Genomic DNA, 25,317 nt, shown 5'->3' with positions numbered 1-25,317 from the left:
CGGCTTCGCCGCATGCGGCGGGCATCACGCTCCTCAGCAAGGGATCCCCGGCCCAGCGCTTCCCGTCACGTGTATTTCTGCCTATTTACCCGTTTCGATGGTGTGGAGCTTGGCGGTGTCATCGATATGGGCGAGGGACTTCGTGGCCTTGTCTTCCTGCTTTAGCGAGTCGTGGTGAAGCGCGATGCGGACGGCTTCGCGGGCCGAGCCGGCATCTTCACCCTTGACGCCGAAGATGACCATGAGAATCATGATGAGGTTGATGACGGCGCTGATGCGCAGTGCCCATTCTATGCCGGTGATGTTGGCGGGAATGGTCTGCTGCCCGTTGGACATGCTGGCCGCAGCGATCGAATACATGATGAGAATCATTACCGGGGAGCCGACTGCGCCGGCAATTTGACGCACCGTGTTCGTAACTGCCGAGCCAGCGGAGACTTCGGAGGGTTTGAGGCAGTTCAACGACCATGTGGTCACCGGCATCATGACGAAGCCCATGCCGATCTGGCGAATGAACTGGTAGAACGAGATGGACCAGATCCACGTATGCAAGCCGATCGTGCTCATGCACGCAGTGCCTGCCGTGAGCAGAATCGTGCCGATGAGGGCCACGGGCCGCGCGCCGAAGCGGTCGAGCGCGCGGCCGCCGAAGAACTGCGAGATCGCCTGGGCAATGGCGCCGGGGAGCATGATGAGTCCGCTGATCGTGGCGCTGTAGCCGCGGCAATCCTGAATGAAGAGCGGAATGAGCACAATAAGCGAGCTGAATGCGAAGAAGCTCAGCGATGCGATGATCGTGCCGATTGAGAAGCTCCGATTGCGCAGCACCGAAAGGTCAAGCAGGGCAGGGCGGCTGCTCTTGCCTGCCTTGAACATCTTCTCGGTGTGGAACTGACGCAGCACGAACCAGATGATGCCGGCCAAACCAATGACCATGGGCAGCCAGACCACCGGAACAGAGAACGGGTAGGCCTGAATGTTCGTGAAGCCGAACATGAGGCCGCCGAAGCCGATGATCGAAAGACCCACCGAGAAGAAGTCCGCATGCGCGGATGTGTCTGCCTGCCCGAAATTATGCAAGCCGAAGGTGGTGAGCACAATGGCGAGGCAGCCTATCACCGTGAGGGTGAGGAATATGGAGCGCCAGCCGTTCAGATCGGTCTGCACACCGCCGAGCGTGGGGCCGATGGCCGGAGCCACGGCCATCGCCATGCCGACGATACCCATCGCCATGCCTCGCCGTGCCAGCGGGAAAATGGAAAACACAGTGATCTGCAACACCGGCCACATCACGCCGGTGCCCACGGCCTCAAGGAAGCGGCCGAAGAGCGCTAACGGGAACGACGGGCTAAGCCATGCCAGCACCGAGCCGAGTGTGAATACGACCATGGAGGTGATGACGATCTGCCGTGTGGAGAAGCGGCGCGTGAGGTACGCTGTCAGCGGCACCATGACGCCCATCGTGAGCTGGAAAATCGACGTCATCCACTGCCCGAGTGTCACCGAGATATGGAAGTCGCTCACCAAGGTGGGCAGAGCGGCGCTCAGCTGCAGCTGCGTGAAGTTGCCGACGAAAGTGATGAACGTGAGAATGGCCAGCGAGAGGAACGCGGGTCGGCTCAAATGCCCGTCACGGTATGCATCGGTGCGCGTGAGTGCCTGGGTGAGTCCGGCGAAGTAGCCCGAAGCCCGAGGAGGAGCTGGTTCTGTGTCGTGATGCACATCGCGGGTGTATGGTTTGCCGGCTGCGTTTACTCTGTTCCCGCCGTGTTGCTCGCCCTCCTCGGGTTCCTCGTGGCTGGTCATCGCTTGGTAATTCCCTGTTCTCTTCTATGCGGTTCTGAACTGTGTTGTTGCGCCGACGTGCTTGGAATCGCGGCGTCGATTATTCCGCGGCCTGCGCATCTGCCTCGGCATCCGCTTCGCTTTCTGCGGCGTCAAGCGCGGCGTCTTCCGGGCTGTATTCGTTCACGGTGAGAATGGCGGTGCCTTCGGCGGTCCGCACGAACACGTTGGCCGAGCCGCCGAGCTCCTCAATGCCGTCGAGCAGATGCGCAATCGGCTCGGTGTCGAGCATCGGCAGCACCTGTGCCACGCCGTTCTCATCGGTGATGGAAAGCGCGGAGTCGAGTTCGCCGGTCGAAAGCATCTCGTTGACGCGCTGTTCAAATGCCTCAAGCTCGGCGTCGGAATCGTTGGTGATCGGTGAGTCATTGATGGTGGTCATGGGGTCTCCTTCATGTGACGAATGGCCGTATCGGCCGATTCATGCTGTGCGTGTGGCGAGGTTGATATACCCGGATGCCCAGATTGTATATGAGAACGGTGTATATACAACCATCTGGTTCCCATTCTAGAACCGGCCTGTACTATTCACTGCTCGTGAACTTGGGCGATGGCCCTGCTTGTTGATTGTGCAGTGCGTACATTGCGATATGATTGACCTTTGTATTGAATCCTGAATAGGTAGAACCACGGACGGTAGGTATGAGGGAGAGCCATGGCACAGGCGAAAAGCGATGCTCAGCTCGCTGAGGAAGTGGACGTCCGTTCCAGCAAGGTACTGCGCTGGCGTTTTGTCATGAATCTGGCACTCATGCTGTTCGATGCGTTGGTTTACTTCGCTACCAGCATGATTGTGCTCGTCGTGACACATGGCACAAACCTCATGACGACTCGCCTGCAGTTGAATCTTCCTATAGATCCACTGCTCTATTCGGCTGTATGTGCGGCAATCTACGTCTATTGCATGCATGTGGCAGGGGTATACCATCGACATGTGTTCGCCGACGGGTACCAGCTCAATATGCTGTTGCTCAAGGGCGGTTTCATTGCGTGGGTGGCGATTTGCGCGCTCGACTTCATTATTCAGTGCAACGTGTTCTTCTACATGGTCTGCTTCACCTCGTTGATTGTGTGGATTGCGGAAATGATCGTTCGCTTCATCGCGCGCGTTATCCTCACCAGCAAGCATCGCAAGGGGGAGTATTCGTATCCGACTGTCATCGTCGGTTCCCCCGAGGGCATTGGGCAGATTCTCAAGTTCCTCAACCAGCGCAAGCAGCTCAATTACAAACCGATTCGCCTGTGCCCGATTCGGGTCAATAGTGAGACGGGACTCATTGAGGGAGACCCTGACATCGAATTACTCAATCAAGAGGTGCACGAGTCATGGAATTCCCCGATTGATGTGATTGAATATGGACCCCAGCTGGCTGGACGGATTGCGGAAACCGGCGCACAGACGGTGATGGTCACCGATGTGCTCGACCGCTTCTCCGACAATCTGAGCACTTTTGCTTTGCAGATGGAATCTGTGAATCTTGAGATCGCGCTGATCACCTCTGCGCTTGACATTGCCGAACATGCCACGCAGATGCGCAACATTCAGGGTATGAGCATCATGACGATCAGTCTGCCTCAGTACTCCCCCTCCGCACAGATTAAGAAACGCGTGTTCGATCTCGTGGTGTCGACGATTGCAATCATTCTGAGCTCGCCGATCATGCTGATTGTGGCGTTGGCGATCAAGATTGAAGACGGCGGTCCGGTGTTCTACAAGCAGGAGCGTATCGGCTTGCGTGGCAAGCCGTTCTACATCCATAAGTTCCGTTCGATGCGTGTGGACGCCGACGCACACCTGAAAGAGGTGTTGGCCGCGCAAGGGCAGGAATTGGGAGCCCGGTACAAGCTCAAGCACGACCCGCGCATCACGAAGGTGGGTAACTTCATTCGCAAGACGAGCCTCGACGAGCTACCGCAGTTCTTCGACGTGTTCACGGGTTCGATGAGTGTGGTGGGGCCGCGCCCACAGCGTTCGTTCGAAGTGGCCGAATACGACCCGGTCTATGCGACGCGCCTGCTGGTCAAGCCCGGCATCACTGGCCCCTGGCAGGTGTCTGGCCGCAATGACCTCAATGAGGAGGAGAGCCGTCAGCTCGATGTGAGTTATGTGCAGGACTGGAGCGTCATGGGTGATGTCGTGTACATTCTGCGCACGATTGGCACGGTATTGCATCCGAGTGGAGCGTACTAAACGCTGATGAAGATGAAAATACTATGATCATGTTCCAATCTTCAGTATGATTGTTGATTGTTAGTCATGTGGCTAGCGCATACAGTATTGGAGTTGTTATGAAGATTGCTGTTGCCGGTACGGGATACGTGGGACTGTCGGTTGCATTGTTGCTGTCGCAGCATAATGAGGTGCATGCGCTCGACATCGTTCCCGAGAAGGTCGAACTGCTCAACAATTGCGAGAGCCCGATTGTCGATACCGAGATCACGCGTTTCCTCGATGGCAAGCGCGATGGCACGATGGATCTCGACTTCCAGGCCACGCTCGACCCGGCTGTCGCCTATACCGGTGCCGATTACGCGGTGGTGGCAACTCCGACGAACTATGACTCGAAGAAGAACTACTTCGATACCTCCAGCGTCGAGGCCGCTATCAAGGCGATTCGTGAATATGACCCGGATTGCTGGATTGTCATCAAGTCGACGATTCCGGTAGGCTATACGGCTCAGTTGCGTGAGAAGACGGGGGATAAGAAGATTATCTTCTCTCCCGAGTTCCTGCGAGAGGGCCATGCGCTCTACGACAACCTCCATCCTTCCCGCATTGTTGTGGGAGCCCCTACCGATGATGCCCAGGCGGTGAAGGCAGCGCAGACGTTCGCGATGCTTCTGGCGGAAGGTGCGGCTCCAGAGGAAAACGATCGACTCAGCGCCGATGGTTCCACAGGCATTCCGGAACTGGTGTGCGGCACGACTGAGGCCGAGGCGATCAAGTTGTTCGCCAACACCTTCCTCGCACTGCGAGTGGCCTATTTCAATGAGCTCGACACCTATGCAGAGTCGCGTGGTCTGAACACTGCCGAGATCATTCGCGGCGTGTGCCTCGACCCGCGCATCGGCACGCATTACAACAACCCATCGTTCGGGTATGGCGGCTACTGTCTGCCGAAGGATTCGAAGCAGCTGCTGGCCAATTACGCCGATGTGCCGCAGAATCTCATCGGGGCGATTGTCGAATCGAACCGCACGCGCAAGGATTTCATCGCCGATCAAATCCTCGAGAAGATCGACGGTGTGAAGAATCCGGTTGTGGGCATCTATCGTCTCACGATGAAGTCGGGTTCCGACAACTTCCGCCAGTCGAGCATCCAAGGCATCATGAAGCGTATCAAGGCCAAGGGCATTGACGTGCTCGTGTATGAGCCGACGCTCGGCGCTGCCGAGTTCTTTGGCAGTGAGGTCACGCACGATCTCGATGCCTTCAAGAAGTGCTGCGACATCATCGTCGCGAACCGATGGAATGAGTCGGATCTCGCCGATGCCGCCGACAAGGTGTATACGCGCGATCTCTTCCGCCGCGATTGATTTCAAGGGACGTCATGGGCAAAATTCGCAATGTGAGGAGCAAATTGGCGCGTTTTGGGAGTGAGTTCGATAGCTCGCGCCAGCTATTTGGGAGTCGCATCGCTGCATTGGGGTACATCAACCATGTAACAGGTAAATTGGGAGAAGTGTACTTCAAACAGCTTGGCGACCTTACATGGCAAAAGCTCATGAAGGCGATACCATGCCATCCACAGAAGCTGTCCGACAACTTACAGCATGCTGAGTGCGCACCTATTTGGGTTATGTGGTGGCAAGGTTTGGACGTTAACACCCCAGCAATCGTAAAAGCCTGTATACGAAGCATTCGAGCTCACGCTGGTAGTCATCCGGTGCATATAGTCACGAAAGACAATGTGACTGCATTCGCCGACATTGATCCAAAGGTCTTGAAAGAGCTGGACAGGGGGAATATCAGCCTTGCATTATTCTCGGATATTGTTCGGTTTGCTTTACTGTACACGCACGGGGGTGCTTGGATTGATTCAACGGTGTATGTCACGGAAATAATCCCTGAGAAGGTCTTCTCCGCGCCATTCTATTCGATTCCGGTGCATCGGAGGAATCCTCCTAGGAATTGGGCAGCTTATTTCATTGCCGGAGTCAAAGGCAACCCTCTTTTCAAATACATGTACGACGCTCTGGACAAACTTGCTTGCGCGGGGAAAGGTGTGCCCGAGTATTTCATGATAGATGTGATGCTATATGAGGCATATGTGCATTACCCGGAATTCCAGCGGATGATTGACTCCGTACCAGAGAATAATCTTGGCAGGTTCGAACTCAGCGAGCAACTGCAGTCGACTGATGAAAAGCCACGGTTATCTGCGGGTAATTACATCAATAAATTGACATACAAAATCAATTATCCAACCACGGTCAATGGTAAGGAAACCATCTACCAACGTCTTCTTGATGGTGAATTCTAAGGTGGAAGGTGTCATGTATGAAACCTACGCAATACCACTGCGATTTGAGCTGAGCTGAACGTAATCAGCGTATGCTGTTACCATTCCTGTAGGTTCCCGGAGCTCGGAATGAATAATGTAATGGCGTATGAGACGTGGGAGGAAACGAGTTGGTGGATGGCGCAATCTCGGTTATTGTACCTACGCTGAATGCGGGCAGGCAAATCGACACATTGCTTGCACGATTGGAGCAGCAGACGCGTAAACCCGATGAGATCATTGTTGTGGACTCCTCGTCTGAAGACATCACGCAGGAGATGGTCCAGCGCCATCTCGAGGTGAAACTGATCGTCATCGACCGCAAGGATTTCAATCACGGTGGTACGCGCGATGCGATGCTTCGCGAGAGCACTGGTGATTTCGTGCTGTTCCTCACGCAGGACGCCATGCCAAGTGACAATGACTATATTGCGAAGATTGTGGCCCCATTCACAGACGATGAAGTGGCGCTGGTATATGGACGTCAACTTCCACGCAAGGCCGCACGCCCGGCAGAGGTACTCGTTCGTAAGTACTCGTATGGCGATGAATCCATGGTGGTCACCAAGGCCGATATTCCAAGCTTGGGCATCAAGGCCTTCCACTCTACCGATGTATGTGCGGCCTATCGTCGTACGGCATATCTGGAAGTCGGTGGTTTCGAAACGGATGTGCTGACCAACGAAGATATGTTCATTGCTGCGCGCTTCCTGCATGCAGGGTGGAAGATCGTGTATGAAGCGAACGCCACGGTGATTCATTCCCACAACTTCACCTTCAAGCAGCAGTACAAGCGCAACTACATTCAGGGCGTGGAGATTGCCAAGCACAAAGACATTCTTGGCGATGCGTCATTGTCTGGCGAAGGACTCTCCTTGGTCAAGTACACGCTTGGCGGTTTGCTCAGGCAAGGGCATGTGATTGAAGCAATGCGATTCACCGTTGATTGCGGATTCCGCCTCATCGGCAATCGCAATGGTCAGAGGGCTGCTGCCAAATCTCATGGCAGGAAGGAGAGATAAAGTGCCTGTTTCCTCCGAGACGATCATGTATATCGTAAGCCACAAGGATTTTGATGCACCCCAGCTTCCTGGGTATGTTCCCATTCTTGCAGGGGCGGTCAAGAACCATGCCTCCATTGAGGTAAAAGACAATACTGGCGATAACATCTCTGCCAAGAATCCGGGGTTCTGCGAGCTCACCGCGCAGTATTGGGTGTGGAAGAACCGTGATGACCGTGATGCGAACATCGGCTTCGTGCACTATCGTCGTTATTTCTATACCGACCACCGAAAAACGCAGATTGTTCCAGCCGAACAATTCTCACGCGATCTTGAACAATACGATGTGATCCTCCCTGAGCCGTGGGTGTTGAAGAAGACCATAGGGAACCAGTTCGCCCAGTTCCACAACATGGATGACTTGGAAGTCGTGCGGTCGATCATACAAGAGCAATGCCCGGAGTACATACCGGCATTGGATGAGATGCTGAAAAACCATTCGCTATATGCCTACAACATGTTCGTCATGTCGGGTGAGCGGTTCGATGCATATATGACCTGGCTGTTCCGTATTCTCGACGAGGCTGAGCGTCGCATCGATGTGTCGAAGTATGACGCATACAATCAGCGGCTCTTCGGATTCCTTTCCGAGCGTCTGCTCAACGTATGGGTGAACGCGCGCAAGCTGCAGGTCAAGGAATACCCGGTATACATGCCCGAGCAAAGTGCGTGGAAGGAGAGTCTGCGCACGCGTGTAAAATCGCTGCTGTTCGAACACAAGCTGTAGAGAGGGTACCGTATGCGTTGCGCAGGGATAGTCACCTATAATCCCGATCTCGAACGGTTGCGTGCGAACCTGAATAACACCGTCAGCCAAGTGGATGCGGTGTTCATCTTCGACAATGGATCGGAGAACGTCGCGGATATCCGCTCGCTTGCGGACTCGGAATATACGACCATGAAGGTCGAAGCCGACCCGAATAACGGGGGCATAGCCTTTGCCTTGAACAGGTTGTTGGATGCCGCCAAGGAGCACGGGTTCAAGCATATGCTGCTGCTCGATCAAGACAGTGTGCCCACGGAAGGCATGTGCGACGAGTTGGAACGACATCTCACCGGTTCCGTGGCGTTGGTATGCCCATTCATACTCGACCGCAACCGCATGACCGAGGAGGAGTGGCAAGCGCAGAAGATGCCACCGTTGGAGCGGCTGACCCATGCTGCCAAGCATGGTGCGATCACTTCGGGTTCCTTGGTCGATGTTGCAGCGGCCTTAGCAGTTGGTGGCTTCGATGACAACTTGTTCATCGATTACGTGGACTTCGATTTCAACGAGCGCCTGATATTGAACGGCTATGAGATTGTCAAAGACAACACCGTCTATCTGTTGCATGAGAAGGGCAAATCCGAGCGTACCTGGCTGAAGGTGCCTCGCAGGACGTCGGCGGGTGTGCAATGGCAGCCGCTGTATAAGCTCGGCTACTCACCAATGCGTTGCTACTACCAGTCACGCAACCGCATTGTGTATTGGAAGAAATACCATAGGCACACCGGTGGCGAGGGGCTTACGGAAATTCCGTTGCTCATGGCATTGTCATTGCTGTTCGAGAACCATCGCATTGCAAAACTACGCGCCTATTCGCGGGGCATTCACGATGGCATGAAGATGAAGGTTGTGGAGTACAGGAAGTGACAGACACCACCGAAACCGTTCAACGGCAGGCGGCATATACCCCGCGAATTCATGAGGTGGTGAACACGTTGATGGATTACGCGCTTGTTCTCGCCATCATCTACAACTCGAATTCGTTGTGGGCACTTGCAGATGATAATTTCTCGCTCTCGTGCTTCGTGTTGCTTGCCGTGTGCCTTGCGTACATGCTGTGTTGTTGGCGCGAGGCGCGGCACCGTCTGCATCGCGTGGGGTCTGCGATGCTCGTGCTCGTGCTGGCCACCGTCATTGGGCAGTTGGTAATGGCGGTCTCTCATGGGGGATCAGGGTACACGGACGGCATCTGGTTCCAATATGCGCTCATCGTGCCTGCATTGATGGGGTGCATGCTCATGCGTGGCCACGAATATGTGCGTAAGGTGCTGCTCAACCGTTTGGTGGTGGTGGCGGCGGTGTTCGCCGCTATATCAGTGGTGCTATGGGCGGCCAGCTCCTTTCTTCTGCTGCCACCCTCGCACGTCGAACGATTGAGTTGGGTGCATAATGTACCACCGATCTATTCGTACGCGGATGTGTACTACAACGTGCAGGATGCTCATGTACTGGGCATGACGGTGTGGAGAAACTCGTCGATTTTCAATGAACCACCCTGCGCTGCGGCTTTTTACGGTATGGTACTCGCCATCGACTTGTATATAGGCAAGAAAGTGCACTGGGGCGCCGATCTCTGCATTATCGGCGCACTTGTCACATCCCTGTCCACTGGGGGCGCGCTCTACGTATTGGTACTGTTGGTGCCGTTGCTATGGAAGGCCATGCTTCACGTACAGCGCAGAGGATTGCGCTATGCGTTGCTCAGTGTTGCGGCTCTTGTGTCCATCGCTGCCGTGGTCGTAGGCACGCACATCGTAATCTCCAAAATGGCCACGTCCTATTCCGGCCAAACCCACTTGCTCGATTTCACTGAAGGCTTCCGCATTTGGTGGCAGCGCCCGCTGACGGGATTCGGATTCGATTCCGACGAGTACATTTGGACGCATTATATGAGTGCCTACCGCGATGGCATGGGGTATACCAGTGGTTTGCTGTTCCTGCTCATCCATGGTGGATTAGTGCTGGCGCTTTATATGATTGTGCCATTTGTGCTGCTGGTGCTAGGTTCCCATGATTGGCACGTGTGGTATTTCGCCGGATTCGTGATGATCGTGTTCATCACCGCGCCGGTACAGAATTGCGCGTTCCTGTTGCTCGTGGCCGTGTACGGCTATGCCAGCTTCATTTGGCGTTACAGTAGACGTATGAGCAATCTGCCATTGGTGGCCCGTACGCCATTGACCCATGAGGGGAGTGAGGGGCATGCCTGAGATCTCGGTAATCATTCCGGTATACAACCAAGAAGAATACGTAGGCGCATGCATGGATTCGCTCCTCGACCAGAGTTTCGAGGATTTCGAGGTGCTGGCCGTCAATGACGGTTCCACCGATGCCTCCGCCTCCATTCTCGAGGGCTACGAGCAGCGTGATGGTCGTGTTCAGCTCATTGATCAGAACAATTCCGGCGTATCCGTGGCCCGTAACAATGGACTGTCCCATGCCAAAGGCGAATGGGTGTGCTTCATCGATCCGGATGATTATGTGGCTCCTGACTATCTCGAAACCCTGCTGAAAGCCACCGAACGTAATCCGGATATCGTCATGAGCACCTGCGTGGCATTCGATGACCAGCATTCCGCCAGGCAGCATTTCTTCCCTGAATCCTTCACGGCCCGTGCCGCTGACGAGAAGGTGGAACTGTTCCGTCAATTGATGGATGGTTCATATGCACAGCCCAAAGGATTCGTCACGGCCATTGGAGTGCCGTGGGGCAAACTGTACAGGCACGCTTTCCTGCAGGAGCATGGACTGCAGTTCGACGCAGCATTGCCTCGCATGCAAGACAATCTGTTCAATATGCAGGCTTTCCAATTGGCACACGAGATTGTGTATGTGGATTATGCAGGGTATTACTACCGTATGGGCGGATTGAGTGCACGCACCTACAAAAACAATGCCAAGGGTCTATACCATCCGGCCATTGACGAGCGTGCCCGGCTCATGCATGAGTACCATCTCGATGGAGATGCGACGTTGCTTTGGGCTTGGAACGAGGAGCAGGTGAACCTGTATTTCCAGGAACTGAAGGCGGTCATCATGCTCGCCGACCCCCAATCCGCCAAGCAGGCGGCTCGGACTCGTGCACAGGCATTGGGGCCACGATTGGATCAGATTGATGTTTCCGCATTGAGCCCTGCAATTCGATTCAAATACACGATGATGCGAAATGCCGTGTTGCGTTCGCTTCTGGTGCATGCCTTGCGTGCCAAGGGCTGATACCACTGAAGGAGATCCATGACTGCTGCGAAATTCGGATTCGTGGTGCTGCATTATCTTGCGGGAGATGCCACGGCAGGTTGCATCGAATCCATCAAAACGCATTGCCCTCAAGCCGCCATAGTGGTGGTGGACAATAACTCTGCCAATGGTAGCTACGAAGAGCTGCAACGCAAGTATGGTGCTGATTCCACCGTGACATTGCTGCATAACGCAGTGAATGAAGGGTTCGCCGGCGGTAACAATACCGGGTATGAATATGCGCGGAATCGCCTACATTGCGATTTCATCGTCACGATGAACAACGTGCCACCATTGCCTGCGATGATTTCATGGAGCTGTGCGAGGAGGATTTCAAGGCGCATCCTGATGTGGGGGTGATTGGTCCGGACATTGTGTCAGGCAAGAACGGTTCGCACTCGAACCCGATCTATTCGATCATCGACACCCGCGCGGAGGTGGATCGTCAGATATGGCGCTTCAAGGTAATCCTGCTTCTGCTGCACCTTCACCTGTTCGGCCCGCTGACCCGACTCAAGGCAAAACTCACGCATTCCGATGCCAATGCATTGCCTGAGCATGTCAATGCCACGGCAGATGCCATTACCGGCAGACCTTACAAGCTCCATGGTGCGTGCTTTGTATTCACACCGGCATTCGTCAAGCAGTTCAGCTGCGCATTCGACTCCGGAACCTTCCTCTATTTTGAGGAAGACATTCTGTTGATGCGATGCCGAGCCCGGCACCTGACGATGTGGTACGACAAGCACATCCGGGTCGATCATATGAAAGATGTCTCCACTGACCAGATGATGAGGAAAGATGAGCATAGGAAGATGATCTTCACGCTGAGTAATTACGTGAAGTCATTGAAGGTACTACGTAACTACACACGGTAGGCTCGGTTATTTACGGCATTTCAGTGTGAGGTTGATGATCTGGAAGAGCACGGGGTTCTTCAGCAGCCAGGAAATTATTATGTAAGTTAGCGATCCAAATCCGACGCTGGCGATAAGACACAAAATGAGATTACTAATCAGTAATTTGAAACAATAGACTACGACAGCCATGAGAATGGAGGCCAAGATAGTCTTGGCAATGATTTTTTTGTCAAAATGTAGTTTGATTGTTTGGGCTGAGAAGAAAATAGCGACTCCGGTGACTATGCCTTCGCTCAGCACAGAGGCAATAGCAGTTCCGTTTTGTTGGAGCACGGGGATGAGCACATAATTTAAAACTAAGCAGGAAAGAGCTCCAGAGATAGAGCATATAAGATATTCTTTATCTTTGGCGAAAGCAAGATTGATAGAGACAAAAAGATTATTGAATCCTAGTGTATAGATGAGAAGTGACATTATTTGCAACGTTAGAATAGATGGGGCATAAGCAGACCCGAATAATATGAGTACTATTTCTTTCGACATAAGTATCAGCCCAATACCAGTAGGTACGAATATGAAGAAAAGGATGTTAAATACTGAAGACACGATATTTGAGCACCGTTTTTTTTCTCCACGTTTGGCATAAATGCTCAAGCGAGGGAGCAGGACATTCCCAATGCCGGCGATTACTGTAATGATAATGCGGACGACTTTATCGGAATTGGAATAAAACGCGACAGCGTCATCTGTGGAGAATATGCCAAGAAATGTCACGTTTAGGAGTGTGTAGAGTCTTACCGAAATCGAGTTGGCGAAGAAAATCATGATTGGCTTGACGTGCTGTTTGAATGTGAGATTCCTGAATGTCAGGTGCACACCGATCTTGGGGAGGTGCAGCACGTTGAGTATGTTGTTCGCACCGACCGCACAGGTGGAGATCAACGCGTAGATGACGAAATCGTTCCTGTTCCGCACCAACACCAGCAATGCGATGAGCGAGAGCAGTTTGACGATGAAGCTGCGCATGGCAATGTAGCCGTAGTCCTCAATGCCTTGGTAGAGCCAGTCGATGGTGATGTAGTTGAACAGGATGCCAGCGCCAACGGCCAAATACAGTGCGATGTTCTCGCGGAAGGTTCCGAAGGTGAACAGCATGATTATGTAGGCGATGACGCTGATCGTGGTGGAGATGGTGTTGATCATCAGCAGCTCGCTGAAAGCCTTGTCGAGTTCCTGCTTGTTCTTCCGATGTTGGGCGGTTTCCCGCACCGCGTAGGTGGGAAGGCCGAGTGCCGCGAACACGATAAAGTATTGTGCCCAGTTCTGTGCCACTGCCACTTTGCCGACATTTTCCGGTAGCAGCACGCGAGCCACGTACGGTGCTGTGATGAGTGGAAACAGCACATTCAACAATTGATAGACAACATTGAAGAATGAGTTCTTGACTAGGGATTTGCTCATCGAGACTGCTCCATGGGTATTCGATTAAAACCAACCGACATACTCATAGTAGTTTGTCGTGCGTATCGGCGGAATCTCCTGATGCTCGAATTCCATTGCCTAGGATTCGATATGCGGCGTATGGAAGGCATGTGTCTATAGAGAAAAAATGGGTATTGGATGAATGAATGGTGTCTCATTGCTACAGTAGTAGCCATGACAGAAGCGTTCATTCCGAAGAACATCATTGTGACCGGCGGCTGCGGTTTCATCGGCTCGAATTTCGTGCATTACGTGTATAACAATCACCCGGATGTGCACATTACGGTACTTGATGCACTTACATATGCGGGCAACCTCGAGAACATCAAGCCGATTCTCGGCGATCGTGTCGAGTTCGTGCATGGCAACATCTGCGATGCACAGCTGCTTGACGAACTGGTGCCAGGTCATGATGCCATCGTGCATTATGCAGCCGAGTCGCATAACGACAATTCAATCGCGAATCCGGAGCCGTTCGTGAAGACGAACGTCGAGGGTACGTTCCGCCTGCTTGAAGCGGCGCGCAAGTATGATGTGCGGTTCCATCACATCAGCACCGACGAGGTGTATGGCGACCTGGCTCTGGATGATCCAGCGAAGTTCACCGAGGAAACGCCGTACCATCCGTCAAGCCCGTATTCATCGACGAAGGCGAGCTCCGACATGCTCGTGCGCGCATGGCACCGCACCTATGGGTTGCGCACCACGATCTCGAACTGCTCGAACAACTATGGCCCGTACCAGCATGTGGAGAAGTTCATCCCGCGCCAGATCACGAACATCATTGAAGGCATTCGCCCGAAGCTTTATGGCGATGGCCTCAATGTACGTGACTGGATTCACACCGAAGATCATTCGAGCGCGGTGTGGACGATTCTGACCACTGGCCGTTTGGGCGAAACCTACCTCATTGGCGCCAATGGTGAGCGCAACAACCTGACCGTGCTGCACGACATTCTGCGGGTGATGGGTCAGCCGGAGGACGCCTTCGATTGGGTGAAGGACCGTCCGGGCCACGACCGCAGGTATGCCATCGATTCGACGAAGTTGCAGACCGAGTTGGGTTGGCGCCCAACGCACACCGACTTCGAGTCAGGCCTGCGCCAGACCGTGCAATGGTACATCGACAATCCGCAGTGGTGGGAGCCGGCGAAAGCCGCCACCGAGGCCAAATACAAGGCCCAAGGCCAGTGAATGCTTTGAATCCGCCGCAACTACGGCGGATTCATCATGTACAGACATGCAACAGTGATGTGGAAAGCGTGAAATATGGAATTCGAAAAGGAACTCAAGGTCACAGAGACGAACATTCCAGGCCTGCTTGTCTTCGATTTGCCGGTGCACGGCGATAACCGCGGCTGGTTCAAGGAGAACTGGCAGAAGGCGAAGATGACGGCACTCGGCTTGCCGAAGGACTTCCAGCCGGTACAGAACAATGTCAGTTTCAATGCGAAACGCGGTGTGACCCGTGGCATCCACGCCGAGCCGTGGGACAAGTTCATCTCGCTGGCCACAGGCGAGATCTTCGGTGCTTGGGTGGATCTGCGTCCAGGTGACACCTTCGGGCAGGTATATACGACGCGCCTCGATCCGTCGAAGGCAATCTATGTGCCACGCGGAGTGGGCAACAGCTTCCAGGCGCTCGAAGATGGCACTGCATACACGTATTTGGTGAACGCGCATTGGTCTCTCGAGCAGAAGAAGACCTACACCTTCGTGAACCTGGCCGACCCGGAACTCAACATCCAATGGCCGATTCCGCTTGAGCAGGCCGAACTCTCCAAAGCGGACCTGCATCACCCGATGCTCAAGGATGCCAAGCCAATGGATCCGAAGCGTACATTGGTCACCGGTGCGAACGGACAGCTCGGGCAGTCGATTCGCAAGTATGTTGAAGAGCATGATCTCAAAGGATTCGAATTCACCGACATCGACGAATTCGATTTCTCGGATCCTGCCGCCTATGAGGGCTATGACTGGAGCCTGTACGGCACGATCATCAATGCCGGGGCATTCACGGCGGTGGATAAGGCCGAGACACCCGAGGGGCGTGTGACGGCATGGAAGGCCAATGCCCTTGGCCCGGCATTGCTGACGAAAGTGGCCGCCGAGCATAACCTGACCTTGGTGCATGTGAGCTCCGACTATGTGTTCGATGGTACGGCCAAGGTGCATGACGAAGATGAGGCGTTCTCGCCGCTCGGCGTATATGGACAGACGAAGGCGGCCGGCGACATCGCTGTGACCAACGCCCCGAAGCACTATATCGTGCGCTCGAGTTGGGTGATTGGCAACGGGCACAACTTCGTCAAGACGATGATGATGCTCTCGAACAAGGTGTCTGATCCGAATGATGCATTGAATGAGGTGACGGTAGTGGATGACCAATATGGCCGTCTGACGTTCACCGATGACATGGCAGCTGCCATTTTCCATCTGCTTGATGATGAGGATCCGTATGGCACGTACGATCTCACTGGTTCCGGTGACGTGGTGAGCTGGGCACAGATTGCCGCCGAGGTGTTCGCCATGACGAATGGCAATGGCGACAAGGTGCGTCCGATCTCCACCGAGCAGTACTTCGAGAACGCGAAGGCTCCAGTGAGCCCACGGCCGACGAACAGCACGCTCGACTTGGCCAAGATCGAGGAGACCGGCTACGAGACCACCGATTGGCACGACAGCCTCAAGGCATACGTCGAAGCTGAATTGAAGAAGTGAGGATGGGTCCCAGATGAAAGGCATTATTCTTGCCGGCGGTTCCGGCACTCGCCTGTACCCGTTGACAACAGTCACCTCCAAGCAGTTGTTGCCGGTGTACGACAAGCCGATGATCTTCTACCCATTGAGTGCGCTGATGATGGCGGGAATCCGAGACATCCTGATTATCTCGACGCCGAAGGATTTGCCGAATTTCGAGCGCCTGCTTGGCGATGGCTCCCGTTATGGCATCTCGTTGCAGTACAAGGTGCAACCGAGCCCGGACGGCCTCGCACAGGCCTTCCTGCTCGGTGAGGACTTCATCGGTGACGATGCATGTGCCCTCGTGCTCGGCGACAACATCTTCTACGGCAACGGTTTGGGCCGCCTACTGCGCAAGGCAGCCGCGCTCGAACATGGCGCTACGGTGTTCGGCTACTACGTGGATGACCCGGAACGGTACGGTGTCGTTGAGTTTGACAAGGACCACAAGGCAGTGAGCATTGTGGAGAAACCCGAGCACCCTGCATCGAACTATGCGGTGACCGGCCTGTATTTCTATGACAACCGCGTGGTCGACTTCGCCAAGCAAGTCAAACCATCTCCTCGAGGCGAACTGGAGATCACCGACCTGAACCGTATGTACCTTGAGGATGGTTCATTGCATGTGCAGACGCTCGGTCGAGGCTATGCGTGGCTCGACACCGGCACCATGGACTCGCTATTCGAAGCCGGCGAATTCGTGCGCACAGTGGAGCACGCTCAGGGGTTGCCGATCTCGGTGATCGAGGAGATTGCCTACGAGAACCACTGGATCGACCGTGACCAACTGCTCGCTGCTGCCGAACGGTATGGCAAGAGCCCGTACGGCAAGCACCTGCTCGACGTTGCCGACCATCGGTTCCTCAGCACCATCGACGATTGATGTATTGGCTGTGTAGTGCGCGTGCATGATTGCGAAAGGTTCGTTTTTGGGAAATGATTCCGAGCGAACCTTTCGCGCTTTTTGTACTGCAGCACCCCTATTCTTGAAAGACATTGATTTGGACCTTGGTCCGACACGAAAGGGTAGGCATGTCCCGAGCAGAAGGAAATGTACCCGAGATTGAGAAAATCACTGATCAATCTGCGGAGTCTGTAGGAACCACTCCTCAATCTGGCTTGGCAGACTCACAGCAACATGTGCCTTCTGGCGTAAAGCAACCATGGTACAAACGCATACGCTGGTGGGGCTGGACGCTCATCGCCATCGCTGTGCTTTTTGTTGGTTTCTTCGGAACGTTCGGCGCGCAGGCATATATGGTGTACAGGCACGAGATGGCGGCCGTCCATACAGTGGTGGATACAGCCCGGAGCGGTAACATGCAGGAACTGCCGAATGCCGTGCGCCAGATGCAGGAGGAGACGAGGAAGGCGAACGCCATCACCCACAACGGTCTGTGGCAATTCACCGGCAAGATTCGCGGTTTGCGCAGCAACATTCGCGCTGCGCAGGAACTTACGCAGATTGTGGAGGATGCCAGTGTGGAGGTGGTACCCGATTACGTGGATATTGCCTCGCATCTCTCCGAGTCGAAATTGTTGGATGATGGCAGAATCAATGTGATGCCATTGGTGGGGCAGTATGCCAATTTCGTAAGGGCGAATGATGGTCTCAAGGCACAGCTCGCCAAGATTCAGGAGATCCATGACCCATCGTTGCCGCCGGTGCGCAAGGCAATTCAGCAGATCAAGGGCGTTAGTTCCATGACGGGATACTGGCTGGACCGCTCTGAGGTATTTGTGAAGAATCTGCCGGATTTCCTCGGCTATAAAGGCAAGCAGACGTATGCAATTCTAGCCATGACTCCTGCCGAAATGCGTATGTCGGGTGGTCTCATTGGAGCCATAGGCACTCTCACTTTTGAGAATGGGGCTTTCTCGATTGGAGAGTTTAGGTCAAATCCCGATTATCTGGAACATGCAGATACCGCAGATGTAGACCCCGACACGCAACGGATCTTCAAGAGTGAAGGGCCTCTATATATGTCATATGACGTGCGAGATTTGGCAAATTACCCTAACACGAAAATGACGGCAGAGGCGTTTAATAGTGTATGGAAGACCACTCCGTGGGGGAAGAATGTGGATCTTAGTGGTGTTATTCTTGTGGATCCTGTGATCGTGCAGGCTTTGGTAAAGGCGACCGGAGAGATCAAGCTTCCCGACGGACGCATTCTTAATGGCAACAACACTGCGGAGTTCCTGATGAATACTGTTTACAAGGATTATCCAATCGAGGAAACCGATCAATACTTTGGCATCGTTGCAAAAGAATGTGTGAGCAAAATCACTTCGAATCTGAGTATGGGGACCATGGCTAAACTCGCCAAAGAGGTATATGCCCTGTCGCAACAACGGCATCTGTCAATGTATTCGTTCAATCCTGTTTTGGAGAGCTTCCTAGAGGAGTCGGGGCTAACAGCCGAGTATTCCACCGACAAGACTAAGCCGGAGGTAGGCGTCTACCTTACCGAGGAGAACCCATCCAAGATGGGCTGGTACATCAAGCGTTCCGCGAAGATCAAGCAGATTTGCACCGATTCTGCGCCATACAAATATCAGGTGCAATACACGTTGGAGAACACGCTCAAAGAAGACGAGGTAGGTAAGCTCAGTTGGTATGTCACCGGTCAATTGCCATACAACGAAGGCGCCAGTCTCGACAAGGTGCTTTTCTACCCGCCATACGGTGGTGAATTGAGCAATTTCAAGGTACAGGGAACAGGTTCCGTACCTGCTATGGATTCAATGAACTCGGCGATCATGTACCGCTCGTTGGCACAGGTGAGACCAGAACAGACGGTGACCTACACGTTCGATGTGACGACATCTAAGCAGGCGACGAGTCGACTCGCCATCGACCAGACGCCGATGGGCACTAAGAACACGAATGTGGAATACCTCAATTCGTGTTCGGTAAATTAATCGATATAAATACATGTGTTGAGTGGGAGGCAGAATGTGACTCTGCCTCCCACTTTTCATATGCCTATTGCCGAAATACTGAGAGAACCCTGTAAATTAGGGTCTATTTTCAGCAAAATGTGCGAAATTGGTAAATAATACGAACTGATTATGCTATATTGAACATGTATCGCTGTGACATGCGGTCTCAGTTTGTTGTGAAATAATCCGTCTGTCGACGTAAGGAAGTTTGTATATGTCGTCTCTGCAAGGATTCGAAGTAGTCAGCCCGAACACGGCCTCCGGTCGTTCCGTACTCACAGTCACGAAGAACTACGCTCGGTTGAACAAGAACGCCGTGCTTGAACTTGGGCGCCCTGAATTCATTGAGTTCTTCATCAACCCGACCACCAAGCAGTTCGCGTTCAAAGCATGCGAGGAAAGCAACCCGAATGCGATTCCGTTCTTCATTCCCGGCAAGACCACCGCTTCGGTGACGCTGAACCAGCAGTTCGTGCTTGACGCAATGGGGCCGTATTTCGAGTTCCCCGAAGTCGAGGATGATCAGGAAGCTTATGCACAGATCAAGGGCACGCTGCTGAACTCCGAGGATATGCTGGTGTTCAATGCGGCGAAGGCCGAGCAAGGCGTAATGAAGAAGCGTGGCCGCAAGAAGGGCCAGAAAGTAAAGACCTCTCAGGAGTAGTGGTAATCGTTCCGGTTGCTGACAAAACATGGCGTGGAACGCGTATGTGAATGTCCCCGTTGCTTATGCAAGCAACGGGGACATTCACATACGCCGTATGCCGGTTTTTAGTACCAGTGGTTCGCCTGCCAGAAGTTGTAGGCGCCCTGCACGGAGCCGTAACGGCCCTTGCAGTAGTCCCAGAACCACTTGAGCTGTGTCTGGTAGTTCGACTGCCAGTCGGCGCCGTGCGAGGCCATCTTGCTGCCCGGCAGTGCCTGAGCGAGGCCATAGGCGCCGGAGCTCGGGTTCGTGGCGTTCACATTCCAGCCCGATTCGCGGCTGATGATGTATACGGTGGCGGTGAAGTCGCCTTCCGAGCCGCCGTTGGCGAGCAGGTAGTCATGCGCCCACTGCTGCATCTCGCCCACAGGAGCGGTGGAGCCGATGCTCGAGGCCGCCGCCTGCTGCGACGAGTTGTTATTCGAGTTGTCGTCCTTCTGCGCCGGGGCCGAGGTGGCGGCGGGCTGCGGATTCCCTGTGCCCACGAGCACCACCTTCTCGACCGGGGCCTTCTTCACCCAAGTGGCGAAGGTGTTCGATGAGACCACCTTGTCGCCGGTGCGGGTGACCAGATTCGTCTTTTCGAGAATGCCTTCCTCGCCCTCGGTCTGCACCTTCTCGGTGCCCTTCGGCAGCGACGGGTCGTCTTTCTTCACCGTGTTGAATGGGATCTTCGACTCCGAGGTCTCCATCTTCGCGCCCTGGCGTTCGATGGAGATCGTGGTGGATTCGTCCACCTTCGAGGTGAGCGATGGATTCACCTGATCGCCCGGCTCCAACGTGATGTCGCCGGCATCGAGCACCGACTTCACGTCGGTGAAGTCCTGGCCGAGCACGACGCGGGACTTGCCGTTCACCTTGACGGTGACGTACGAGGTATCGCCGTCCATGGCCTCACGGGCGTTGCCACGGGATGCGGCGTGATTCTCGGTGATGGAATATGCGGTTGCGCTGGGCGTTGGCTGCGCCTCGGAACGCGAATACATGCTTTGGGTTGCGACTACTCCGGCCACTACAAGACCCACCGACGCCATCGCAGTGGAAATGCGAATCCACTGCCGTTTGCTCAACGAGCGCAGCGTAGGTGCGTTGTGCTTGCTATGGTGTGCCATTCTTCTCCTAAAGTCTGCGGATAATGCCGATGCCAAGACGCCGACTTCGTTAACGAGCGTCTTCTGTGTGCGGCTGCCAAACCGGGCGTCTCAAACACATGCTGGGCAGAAGTATACGCGCACCGTTGCAGTTTTTCCACGCAGAGGGCAATATGGCACCCAGTCCTCACATTCGGCCGATAGAGAAAACCGTGCATGTACGGCTTGAATTCCCGGCAAACGAAAAGGCGGCACATGCATGCATGTGCCGCCTTGACGAAGATGCCTATGAATCAGGCGTCATGCTCCTCGATCAGTTCGTCCTGATCGGCGCCTGCAGCCTTGGCCGCTGCGAGCGCAGCCTCGACGTCGAGTGCCTTGGCCTGGCCGATGAGATCGTTCAGGTCGGCTTCGCGCAGTGCGCCTGCCTCCTGATAGATCACATGGCCCTTCTTCACGATCATGAGCGTGGGGACGGCCTGCACGTTGGCTGCGTTGGCGAGTTCTTGGTTCTTGTCGATGTCGATCTTGCCGAAGAAGATGTCGGGGTTCTCGTCCGCCACCTTGTCGAAGATCGGGCTGAACGCCTTGCACGGGCCGCACCAGGTTGCGAAGAAGTCGAACAGCGCGATCTCGTTGCCCTTCACTGCCTGTTCGAAATCTGCGGAAGTGAGTTCCTTAACTGCCATATCTAGCTCCTTAAAGTCTGTCGGGGCGTTCCTTGGCGTCCCTTATTCACGTACAACCCCATGTTTAGCAATTCATTCCGTGAGTTTCCTGCAATACGCCACGAGGTAAATATGTCGGCGTGCCGGATTCTGCCTGCCGTCGTGCGTTCGTTGCTTGCGCGCGTCATAATAGGAGTATGCGAGTCTTGAATGATGAAGTGCCCGATGACGGCGATTTCGACGCCGGACGCTCCCGCGGCGAGTTCGACCACATCACGCCCGAAGACATCACGCGTGGCACGGGCAACCCTCCCGGTTGGCTCGGTGACGACGACATTGCCGATTTGCGTTCGCGCATGCCCATTGCGTATGTGGAGATTGTGCCCGTGCGCGTCGATGATTTCGGCCGCATCACGCAGATTGGCTCCCTGCTGCGCGTGGCGAACGACCAGTCGATTGTGGAGCGCACGCTGATCGCTGGCCGCGTGCTGTATCACGAGTCGTTGCGTGAGGCGATTGCCCGCAACATTTCGAAGGACATGGGCGAGCTCGCATTGCCGGTGCTGCCGCAGACGTTGACGCCGTTCACGGTGGCCGAGTTCTTCCCGACCCCGGGAGTCTCGCCGTACTTCGACGCGCGCCAGCATGCGATTGCGCTGTGCTATGTGGTGCCGATTGCGGGCGACTGCAAACCGCAGGATGAGACGCTCGACGTGGAGTGGGTGGATCCGCATGGCCCGCAGATTACCGAGTTCATTGAGCAGATGAACGATGGGCATGGCACGATTGTGCGCCAGGCGCTCGCGTGGGTGAATCTGTGAGCAGACTGGTGGATTTCTGGGTGTTTACGGTTAACAGTTGTTTGACAGTATGAAATGAAACCGAGTGAGGGAGATGGGTATGGCGGACGACCATGCAAAGGAATTGCCGGTGATTGCAAACCATGTGATTCGTGAGGGCAACGGCATTCCGTTGGTGCTGGTGCATGGCTTCCCGGTGGACAGTCGCATGTGGGGCCGTTGTGCGATGGCGCTCATGGAGCTGAGCGATGCCGATGAGCTCGTGCAGTACCCGATCTGGGCGCCGGATATGCCGGGTGCGGGCGAGAGTCCGGTGCCGACCGCGGCACAGAGCGGGCGTGAGAACGAGGACGGTTCGTTGCCGGACGGTTTGGATCGCATCGCCGACGCCTACGTGGCCCTGCTCAACGACGCCGGGTATACGCAGGCGGTCTGGGCTGGCCTGTCGATGGGCGGTTATGCGGTGCTCGACATTCAACGCCGCCACCCTCAGGCGGTGGCCGGCATGGCGTTGCTCGACACGAAGGGCGACGCGGACAGTGATCAGGCGCATGCCTCACGCATCGCCATTGCGAAGGAATGCGTGGAACGGCAGACCACGGAACCGGTGATGTTCTTCGTGGACGTGCACGAAGGCGATTCAAGCGTGAAGAAATCCGCCGCGTACATTGACCAGTTCTCGCAATGGATTCGCGAACAGCAGCCCGACGGCGTCGCCTGGCGTGAACGCATGGCGGCCGCGCGCCCCGACCTGAACGACGAATTCGCGAAGATCACGGCGCCGGCTGCGGTGATCTGCGGCGAGGAGGACCCATCGAGCGCTCCCGCCGTGATGAGACCCCTCGCCGAACGCATGGTGAACACGACGGTGGTGATGACCGAAATAGAGGATTGCGGGCACTTCAGCGCATGGGAACGCCCTGAGACGGTGGCCCGCGCCTTGCATGAACTCGTTTCGAGGGTGCCGGCCGCCGCCGGAGCCGACCCCGCTGTCGCCGATGCGGCCATTGCAGCCAAGGAGGCCTGATGTTCGCACCACTCGCATTGACGCAGGCATTGCCCTACCTGCCCTTGGCCCAAGGCGACATCGACTACCAGGTGGAACGGCGAGCGGACCCGCAGCTCATCGAGCAGGTGCTCCAAATGCCCTCCACCCGTGTGCTGCTGTGCCGCAAGGGCAAGGTGGCCGTGCCATTCGGGCAGCACAACATGGCGCAATTGGCCTCCTCCCGCATGCGTTTGGCAACCTTGCCCGGCTCGTATGTGGCACGGGCGCTCGACCATGGCGACAACGGTGTGGTGGCCATGTATCTGGGCCGCTACAAAGGCGCGCACGATGAGCATGCCATTGCGTTGGACCTGACGGCTGTGGAAGAGGGCGAGGAGCTGCGTCGCGTGGAGGAGCGCGCGGCAGCGGCAGGGCATGCCGTCGACGCGGCCTTCGGCGATGACGTGGATGCGCGCGAATCTGCACACAGCAACGCCGTGAACATGTTCGAGCAGGCGGTGGAGCGGTTCGACTGGGTCGACCTGCGCATGTTCGTGCCCCACGCCAGCGCACGTGAGATAGGGCAGGCGGTCACGATGCTCTCGCTCGCCAACTGGCACGACATGCAACGGCATTGCCCGCACTGCGGCGCACCCACTGAACCGGCGATGTCGGGCTGGGCGCAGCGCTGCACAAGCGAGTCGGACGACCACCGCATACTGTTCCCGCGCGTCGAACCGGCGGTGATCTGTACCGTGGTCGATGCGAAGGACCGCCTGCTGCTGCAGCACAACCGCGCGTGGAAACACAGCAATCTGTTCTCCGTGTCGGCAGGGTTCGTGGAGACCGGCGAGAACCTCGAACACGCGTGCAGGCGCGAAACGATGGAGGAGACCGGCATACGCGTGGGCGAGGTGAAGTACCTCGGTTCGCAGCCCTGGCCGTTCCCGTTCTCGCTGATGATGGGGTTCAAGGCGCAGGCGCTGAGCAACGACATTCACGTGGACGGTGACGAGACGATCGCCGCACGATGGGTGACGCGCGACGAATACACCGATCTGCTCGTCACCGGCGAGATCGAGGCGCCCGGCAAGGCGACGATCGCGCGCGTTATGATCGAGGAATGGTACGGGCGCGAACTGGATTGAGCGCGCGGAACACAGGACAGCCGAATACGGAATCGGACAGTACGAACGATACAAGGAGAGAATATGGCCGAGGAGAACGAACAGGGCACGCATCTCGACGTGCCGGATTTTCTGCAGTACTCGCATGACCACGTGTGGGTGGACGAATCGGTCACGCCGGCGGTGCTCGGCATCACCGAATTCGCGGCGAACAAGATGGGCGACATCGTGTTCGTCGACCTGCCCGAGGTGGGAACGCGCGTGGAGGCGGGCGACGAGCTCGTGCAGATCGAATCCGCGAAGGCCGTCGAGCCGATGATCTCGCCGGTGGCCGGCGTGGTGCGCTACGTGAACAGCGGGACCGAGGACGACGGTGCGGTCATCAACGACGATCCGTATGGCGAAGGGTGGATCGTCAAGATCGAGCTCGACGACGACGAACCGGATCTGCTGTCGGCCGGCGAATACGCGAAATTCATTGCCCAGCAGCAGTAGA

The 25,317-nt window shown here is 55.4% G+C and carries 24 protein-coding genes; 19 read left to right on the top strand and 5 right to left on the bottom strand.

The genetic code is table 11. The features are described from left to right. Positions 1-81: 81 nt before the first annotated feature. Positions 82-1,806 (bottom strand): MDR family MFS transporter, encoded by a 1,725-nt coding sequence (locus tag BANAN_RS06830; RefSeq protein WP_014698176.1) that lies wholly within the window; start codon positions 1,804-1,806, stop codon positions 82-84. Positions 1,807-1,885: 79 nt separating this feature from the next. Continuing rightward, positions 1,886-2,227 carry a hypothetical protein gene (locus BANAN_RS06825; RefSeq protein ID WP_014698175.1) on the bottom strand — a complete coding sequence of 114 codons (342 nt, stop codon included), beginning with the start codon at positions 2,225-2,227 and terminating at the stop codon, positions 1,886-1,888. Between the two features lie 273 nt (positions 2,228-2,500). On the opposite strand from BANAN_RS06825, the gene BANAN_RS06820 reads away from it, so the two are divergent. The 10 genes from BANAN_RS06820 to BANAN_RS08645 all read left to right on the top strand — a co-directional run bounded on the left by BANAN_RS06820 (position 2,501) and on the right by BANAN_RS08645 (position 12,289). After that, complete coding sequence (locus BANAN_RS06820) at positions 2,501-4,036, top strand: sugar transferase (RefSeq protein WP_014698174.1); 1,536 nt, start codon at positions 2,501-2,503, stop codon at positions 4,034-4,036. A 98-nt stretch (positions 4,037-4,134) separates the two neighbouring features. Continuing rightward, the gene (locus tag BANAN_RS06815) at positions 4,135-5,382 is read left to right on the top strand and encodes a nucleotide sugar dehydrogenase (RefSeq protein ID WP_014698173.1); all 1,248 of its coding nucleotides are present in this window, start codon (positions 4,135-4,137) and stop codon (positions 5,380-5,382) included. A gap of 14 nt (positions 5,383-5,396) precedes the next feature. Further along, positions 5,397-6,329, top strand: a complete 933-nt coding sequence (locus tag BANAN_RS06810) for a capsular polysaccharide synthesis protein (RefSeq protein WP_014698172.1) — start codon at positions 5,397-5,399, stop codon at positions 6,327-6,329. A gap of 152 nt (positions 6,330-6,481) precedes the next feature. Then, complete coding sequence (locus BANAN_RS06805; RefSeq protein WP_041777165.1) at positions 6,482-7,369, top strand: glycosyltransferase family 2 protein; 888 nt, start codon at positions 6,482-6,484, stop codon at positions 7,367-7,369. A 1-nt stretch (position 7,370) separates the two neighbouring features. Continuing rightward, on the top strand, positions 7,371-8,135 hold the full coding sequence (locus tag BANAN_RS06800) for a DUF4422 domain-containing protein (RefSeq protein ID WP_014698170.1): 765 nt from the start codon (positions 7,371-7,373) through the stop codon (positions 8,133-8,135). Between the two features lie 12 nt (positions 8,136-8,147). Beyond that, on the top strand, positions 8,148-9,041 hold the full coding sequence (locus BANAN_RS06795; protein ID WP_014698169.1) for a glycosyltransferase: 894 nt from the start codon (positions 8,148-8,150) through the stop codon (positions 9,039-9,041). Further along, positions 9,038-10,384 (top strand): hypothetical protein, encoded by a 1,347-nt coding sequence (locus BANAN_RS06790; RefSeq protein WP_014698168.1) that lies wholly within the window; start codon positions 9,038-9,040, stop codon positions 10,382-10,384. The genes BANAN_RS06795 and BANAN_RS06790 overlap by 4 nt, the downstream gene beginning before the upstream one ends. Next, on the top strand, positions 10,377-11,390 hold the full coding sequence (locus BANAN_RS06785) for a glycosyltransferase (RefSeq protein ID WP_014698167.1): 1,014 nt from the start codon (positions 10,377-10,379) through the stop codon (positions 11,388-11,390). The genes BANAN_RS06790 and BANAN_RS06785 overlap by 8 nt, the downstream gene beginning before the upstream one ends. An 18-nt stretch (positions 11,391-11,408) precedes the next feature. After that, complete coding sequence (locus BANAN_RS08650; protein ID WP_237705792.1) at positions 11,409-11,771, top strand: glycosyltransferase family 2 protein; 363 nt, start codon at positions 11,409-11,411, stop codon at positions 11,769-11,771. Next, positions 11,723-12,289, top strand: a complete 567-nt coding sequence (locus BANAN_RS08645; protein WP_237705791.1) for a glycosyltransferase family 2 protein — start codon at positions 11,723-11,725, stop codon at positions 12,287-12,289. The genes BANAN_RS08650 and BANAN_RS08645 overlap by 49 nt, the downstream gene beginning before the upstream one ends. A gap of 6 nt (positions 12,290-12,295) precedes the next feature. Here BANAN_RS08645 and BANAN_RS06775 read toward each other — a convergent pair whose 3' ends face one another. Further along, a complete protein-coding gene (locus BANAN_RS06775; protein WP_014698166.1) occupies positions 12,296-13,732 on the bottom strand; it encodes a flippase in 1,437 nt (478 codons plus the stop codon). 195 nt (positions 13,733-13,927) lie between these two features. Here BANAN_RS06775 and rfbB point away from each other — a divergent pair, with 195 nt between their 5' ends. The 5 genes from rfbB to BANAN_RS06750 all read left to right on the top strand — a co-directional run bounded on the left by rfbB (position 13,928) and on the right by BANAN_RS06750 (position 20,105). Next, positions 13,928-14,947 (top strand): dTDP-glucose 4,6-dehydratase, encoded by a 1,020-nt coding sequence (gene rfbB / locus BANAN_RS06770; protein WP_014698165.1) that lies wholly within the window; start codon positions 13,928-13,930, stop codon positions 14,945-14,947. 75 nt (positions 14,948-15,022) lie between these two features. Beyond that, the gene (locus tag BANAN_RS06765; RefSeq protein WP_014698164.1) at positions 15,023-16,474 is read left to right on the top strand and encodes a sugar nucleotide-binding protein; all 1,452 of its coding nucleotides are present in this window, start codon (positions 15,023-15,025) and stop codon (positions 16,472-16,474) included. 13 nt (positions 16,475-16,487) lie between these two features. After that, positions 16,488-17,378, top strand: coding sequence for a glucose-1-phosphate thymidylyltransferase RfbA (gene rfbA, locus BANAN_RS06760; RefSeq protein ID WP_014698163.1), 891 nt, complete (start codon positions 16,488-16,490; stop codon positions 17,376-17,378). A gap of 149 nt (positions 17,379-17,527) precedes the next feature. Beyond that, positions 17,528-19,420: a DUF4012 domain-containing protein gene (locus BANAN_RS06755; protein WP_041777048.1), complete on the top strand. Its 1,893-nt coding sequence runs from the start codon at positions 17,528-17,530 to the stop codon at positions 19,418-19,420. A gap of 235 nt (positions 19,421-19,655) precedes the next feature. Then, positions 19,656-20,105, top strand: coding sequence for a hypothetical protein (locus BANAN_RS06750; RefSeq protein ID WP_014698161.1), 450 nt, complete (start codon positions 19,656-19,658; stop codon positions 20,103-20,105). Between the two features lie 107 nt (positions 20,106-20,212). Here the strand turns inward: BANAN_RS06750 and BANAN_RS06745 are convergent, their stop codons facing one another. After that, on the bottom strand, positions 20,213-21,259 hold the full coding sequence (locus BANAN_RS06745; RefSeq protein WP_014698160.1) for an aggregation-promoting factor C-terminal-like domain-containing protein: 1,047 nt from the start codon (positions 21,257-21,259) through the stop codon (positions 20,213-20,215). Between the two features lie 272 nt (positions 21,260-21,531). Next, positions 21,532-21,927 carry a thioredoxin gene (gene trxA, locus BANAN_RS06740; RefSeq protein ID WP_014698159.1) on the bottom strand — a complete coding sequence of 132 codons (396 nt, stop codon included), beginning with the start codon at positions 21,925-21,927 and terminating at the stop codon, positions 21,532-21,534. Between the two features lie 176 nt (positions 21,928-22,103). Between trxA and BANAN_RS06735 the strand changes: the two genes are divergently transcribed. From BANAN_RS06735 to gcvH, 4 genes are all read left to right on the top strand, one after another. Continuing rightward, positions 22,104-22,727, top strand: coding sequence for an NUDIX hydrolase family protein (locus BANAN_RS06735; protein WP_041777047.1), 624 nt, complete (start codon positions 22,104-22,106; stop codon positions 22,725-22,727). Positions 22,728-22,806: 79 nt separating this feature from the next. Then, positions 22,807-23,733 (top strand): alpha/beta fold hydrolase, encoded by a 927-nt coding sequence (locus BANAN_RS06730; RefSeq protein ID WP_014698157.1) that lies wholly within the window; start codon positions 22,807-22,809, stop codon positions 23,731-23,733. Then, a complete protein-coding gene (gene nudC / locus BANAN_RS06725) occupies positions 23,733-24,842 on the top strand; it encodes an NAD(+) diphosphatase (protein ID WP_014698156.1) in 1,110 nt (369 codons plus the stop codon). Before BANAN_RS06730 ends, nudC begins: the two co-directional genes overlap by 1 nt. A 63-nt stretch (positions 24,843-24,905) precedes the next feature. After that, entirely contained in the window at positions 24,906-25,316 is a 411-nt protein-coding gene (gene gcvH, locus BANAN_RS06720; protein ID WP_014698155.1) for a glycine cleavage system protein GcvH, read from the top strand. The last annotated feature ends 1 nt before the right edge of the window (position 25,317 follow it).

Origin of the sequence: Bifidobacterium animalis subsp. animalis ATCC 25527, assembly GCF_000260715.1 — a bacterium.
GTDB classification, from domain to species: Bacteria; Actinomycetota; Actinomycetes; order Actinomycetales; family Bifidobacteriaceae; genus Bifidobacterium; species Bifidobacterium animalis.
This window is presented reverse-complemented; position numbering and strand designations above follow the sequence as displayed.

Excerpts from the sequence above, each read along its gene's own strand:
- BANAN_RS06830 (WP_014698176.1), bottom strand. The coding sequence starts at position 1,806 with ATGACCAGCCACGAGGAACCCGAGGAGGGCGAGCAACACGGCGGGAAC.
- BANAN_RS06825 (WP_014698175.1), bottom strand. The coding sequence starts at position 2,227 with ATGACCACCATCAATGACTCACCGATCACCAACGATTCCGACGCCGAG.
- BANAN_RS06820 (WP_014698174.1), top strand. The coding sequence starts at position 2,501 with ATGGCACAGGCGAAAAGCGATGCTCAGCTCGCTGAGGAAGTGGACGTC.
- BANAN_RS06815 (WP_014698173.1), top strand. The coding sequence starts at position 4,135 with ATGAAGATTGCTGTTGCCGGTACGGGATACGTGGGACTGTCGGTTGCA.
- BANAN_RS06810 (WP_014698172.1), top strand. The coding sequence starts at position 5,397 with ATGGGCAAAATTCGCAATGTGAGGAGCAAATTGGCGCGTTTTGGGAGT.
- BANAN_RS06795 (WP_014698169.1), top strand. The coding sequence starts at position 8,148 with ATGCGTTGCGCAGGGATAGTCACCTATAATCCCGATCTCGAACGGTTG.
- BANAN_RS06785 (WP_014698167.1), top strand. The coding sequence starts at position 10,377 with ATGCCTGAGATCTCGGTAATCATTCCGGTATACAACCAAGAAGAATAC.
- BANAN_RS08650 (WP_237705792.1), top strand. The coding sequence starts at position 11,409 with ATGACTGCTGCGAAATTCGGATTCGTGGTGCTGCATTATCTTGCGGGA.
- BANAN_RS08645 (WP_237705791.1), top strand. The coding sequence starts at position 11,723 with ATGGAGCTGTGCGAGGAGGATTTCAAGGCGCATCCTGATGTGGGGGTG.
- BANAN_RS06775 (WP_014698166.1), bottom strand. The coding sequence starts at position 13,732 with ATGAGCAAATCCCTAGTCAAGAACTCATTCTTCAATGTTGTCTATCAA.
- rfbB (WP_014698165.1), top strand. The coding sequence starts at position 13,928 with ATGACAGAAGCGTTCATTCCGAAGAACATCATTGTGACCGGCGGCTGC.
- BANAN_RS06765 (WP_014698164.1), top strand. The coding sequence starts at position 15,023 with ATGGAATTCGAAAAGGAACTCAAGGTCACAGAGACGAACATTCCAGGC.
- rfbA (WP_014698163.1), top strand. The coding sequence starts at position 16,488 with ATGAAAGGCATTATTCTTGCCGGCGGTTCCGGCACTCGCCTGTACCCG.
- BANAN_RS06755 (WP_041777048.1), top strand. The coding sequence starts at position 17,528 with ATGTCCCGAGCAGAAGGAAATGTACCCGAGATTGAGAAAATCACTGAT.
- BANAN_RS06750 (WP_014698161.1), top strand. The coding sequence starts at position 19,656 with ATGTCGTCTCTGCAAGGATTCGAAGTAGTCAGCCCGAACACGGCCTCC.
- BANAN_RS06745 (WP_014698160.1), bottom strand. The coding sequence starts at position 21,259 with ATGGCACACCATAGCAAGCACAACGCACCTACGCTGCGCTCGTTGAGC.
- trxA (WP_014698159.1), bottom strand. The coding sequence starts at position 21,927 with ATGGCAGTTAAGGAACTCACTTCCGCAGATTTCGAACAGGCAGTGAAG.
- BANAN_RS06735 (WP_041777047.1), top strand. The coding sequence starts at position 22,104 with ATGCGAGTCTTGAATGATGAAGTGCCCGATGACGGCGATTTCGACGCC.
- BANAN_RS06730 (WP_014698157.1), top strand. The coding sequence starts at position 22,807 with ATGGCGGACGACCATGCAAAGGAATTGCCGGTGATTGCAAACCATGTG.
- nudC (WP_014698156.1), top strand. The coding sequence starts at position 23,733 with ATGTTCGCACCACTCGCATTGACGCAGGCATTGCCCTACCTGCCCTTG.
- gcvH (WP_014698155.1), top strand. The coding sequence starts at position 24,906 with ATGGCCGAGGAGAACGAACAGGGCACGCATCTCGACGTGCCGGATTTT.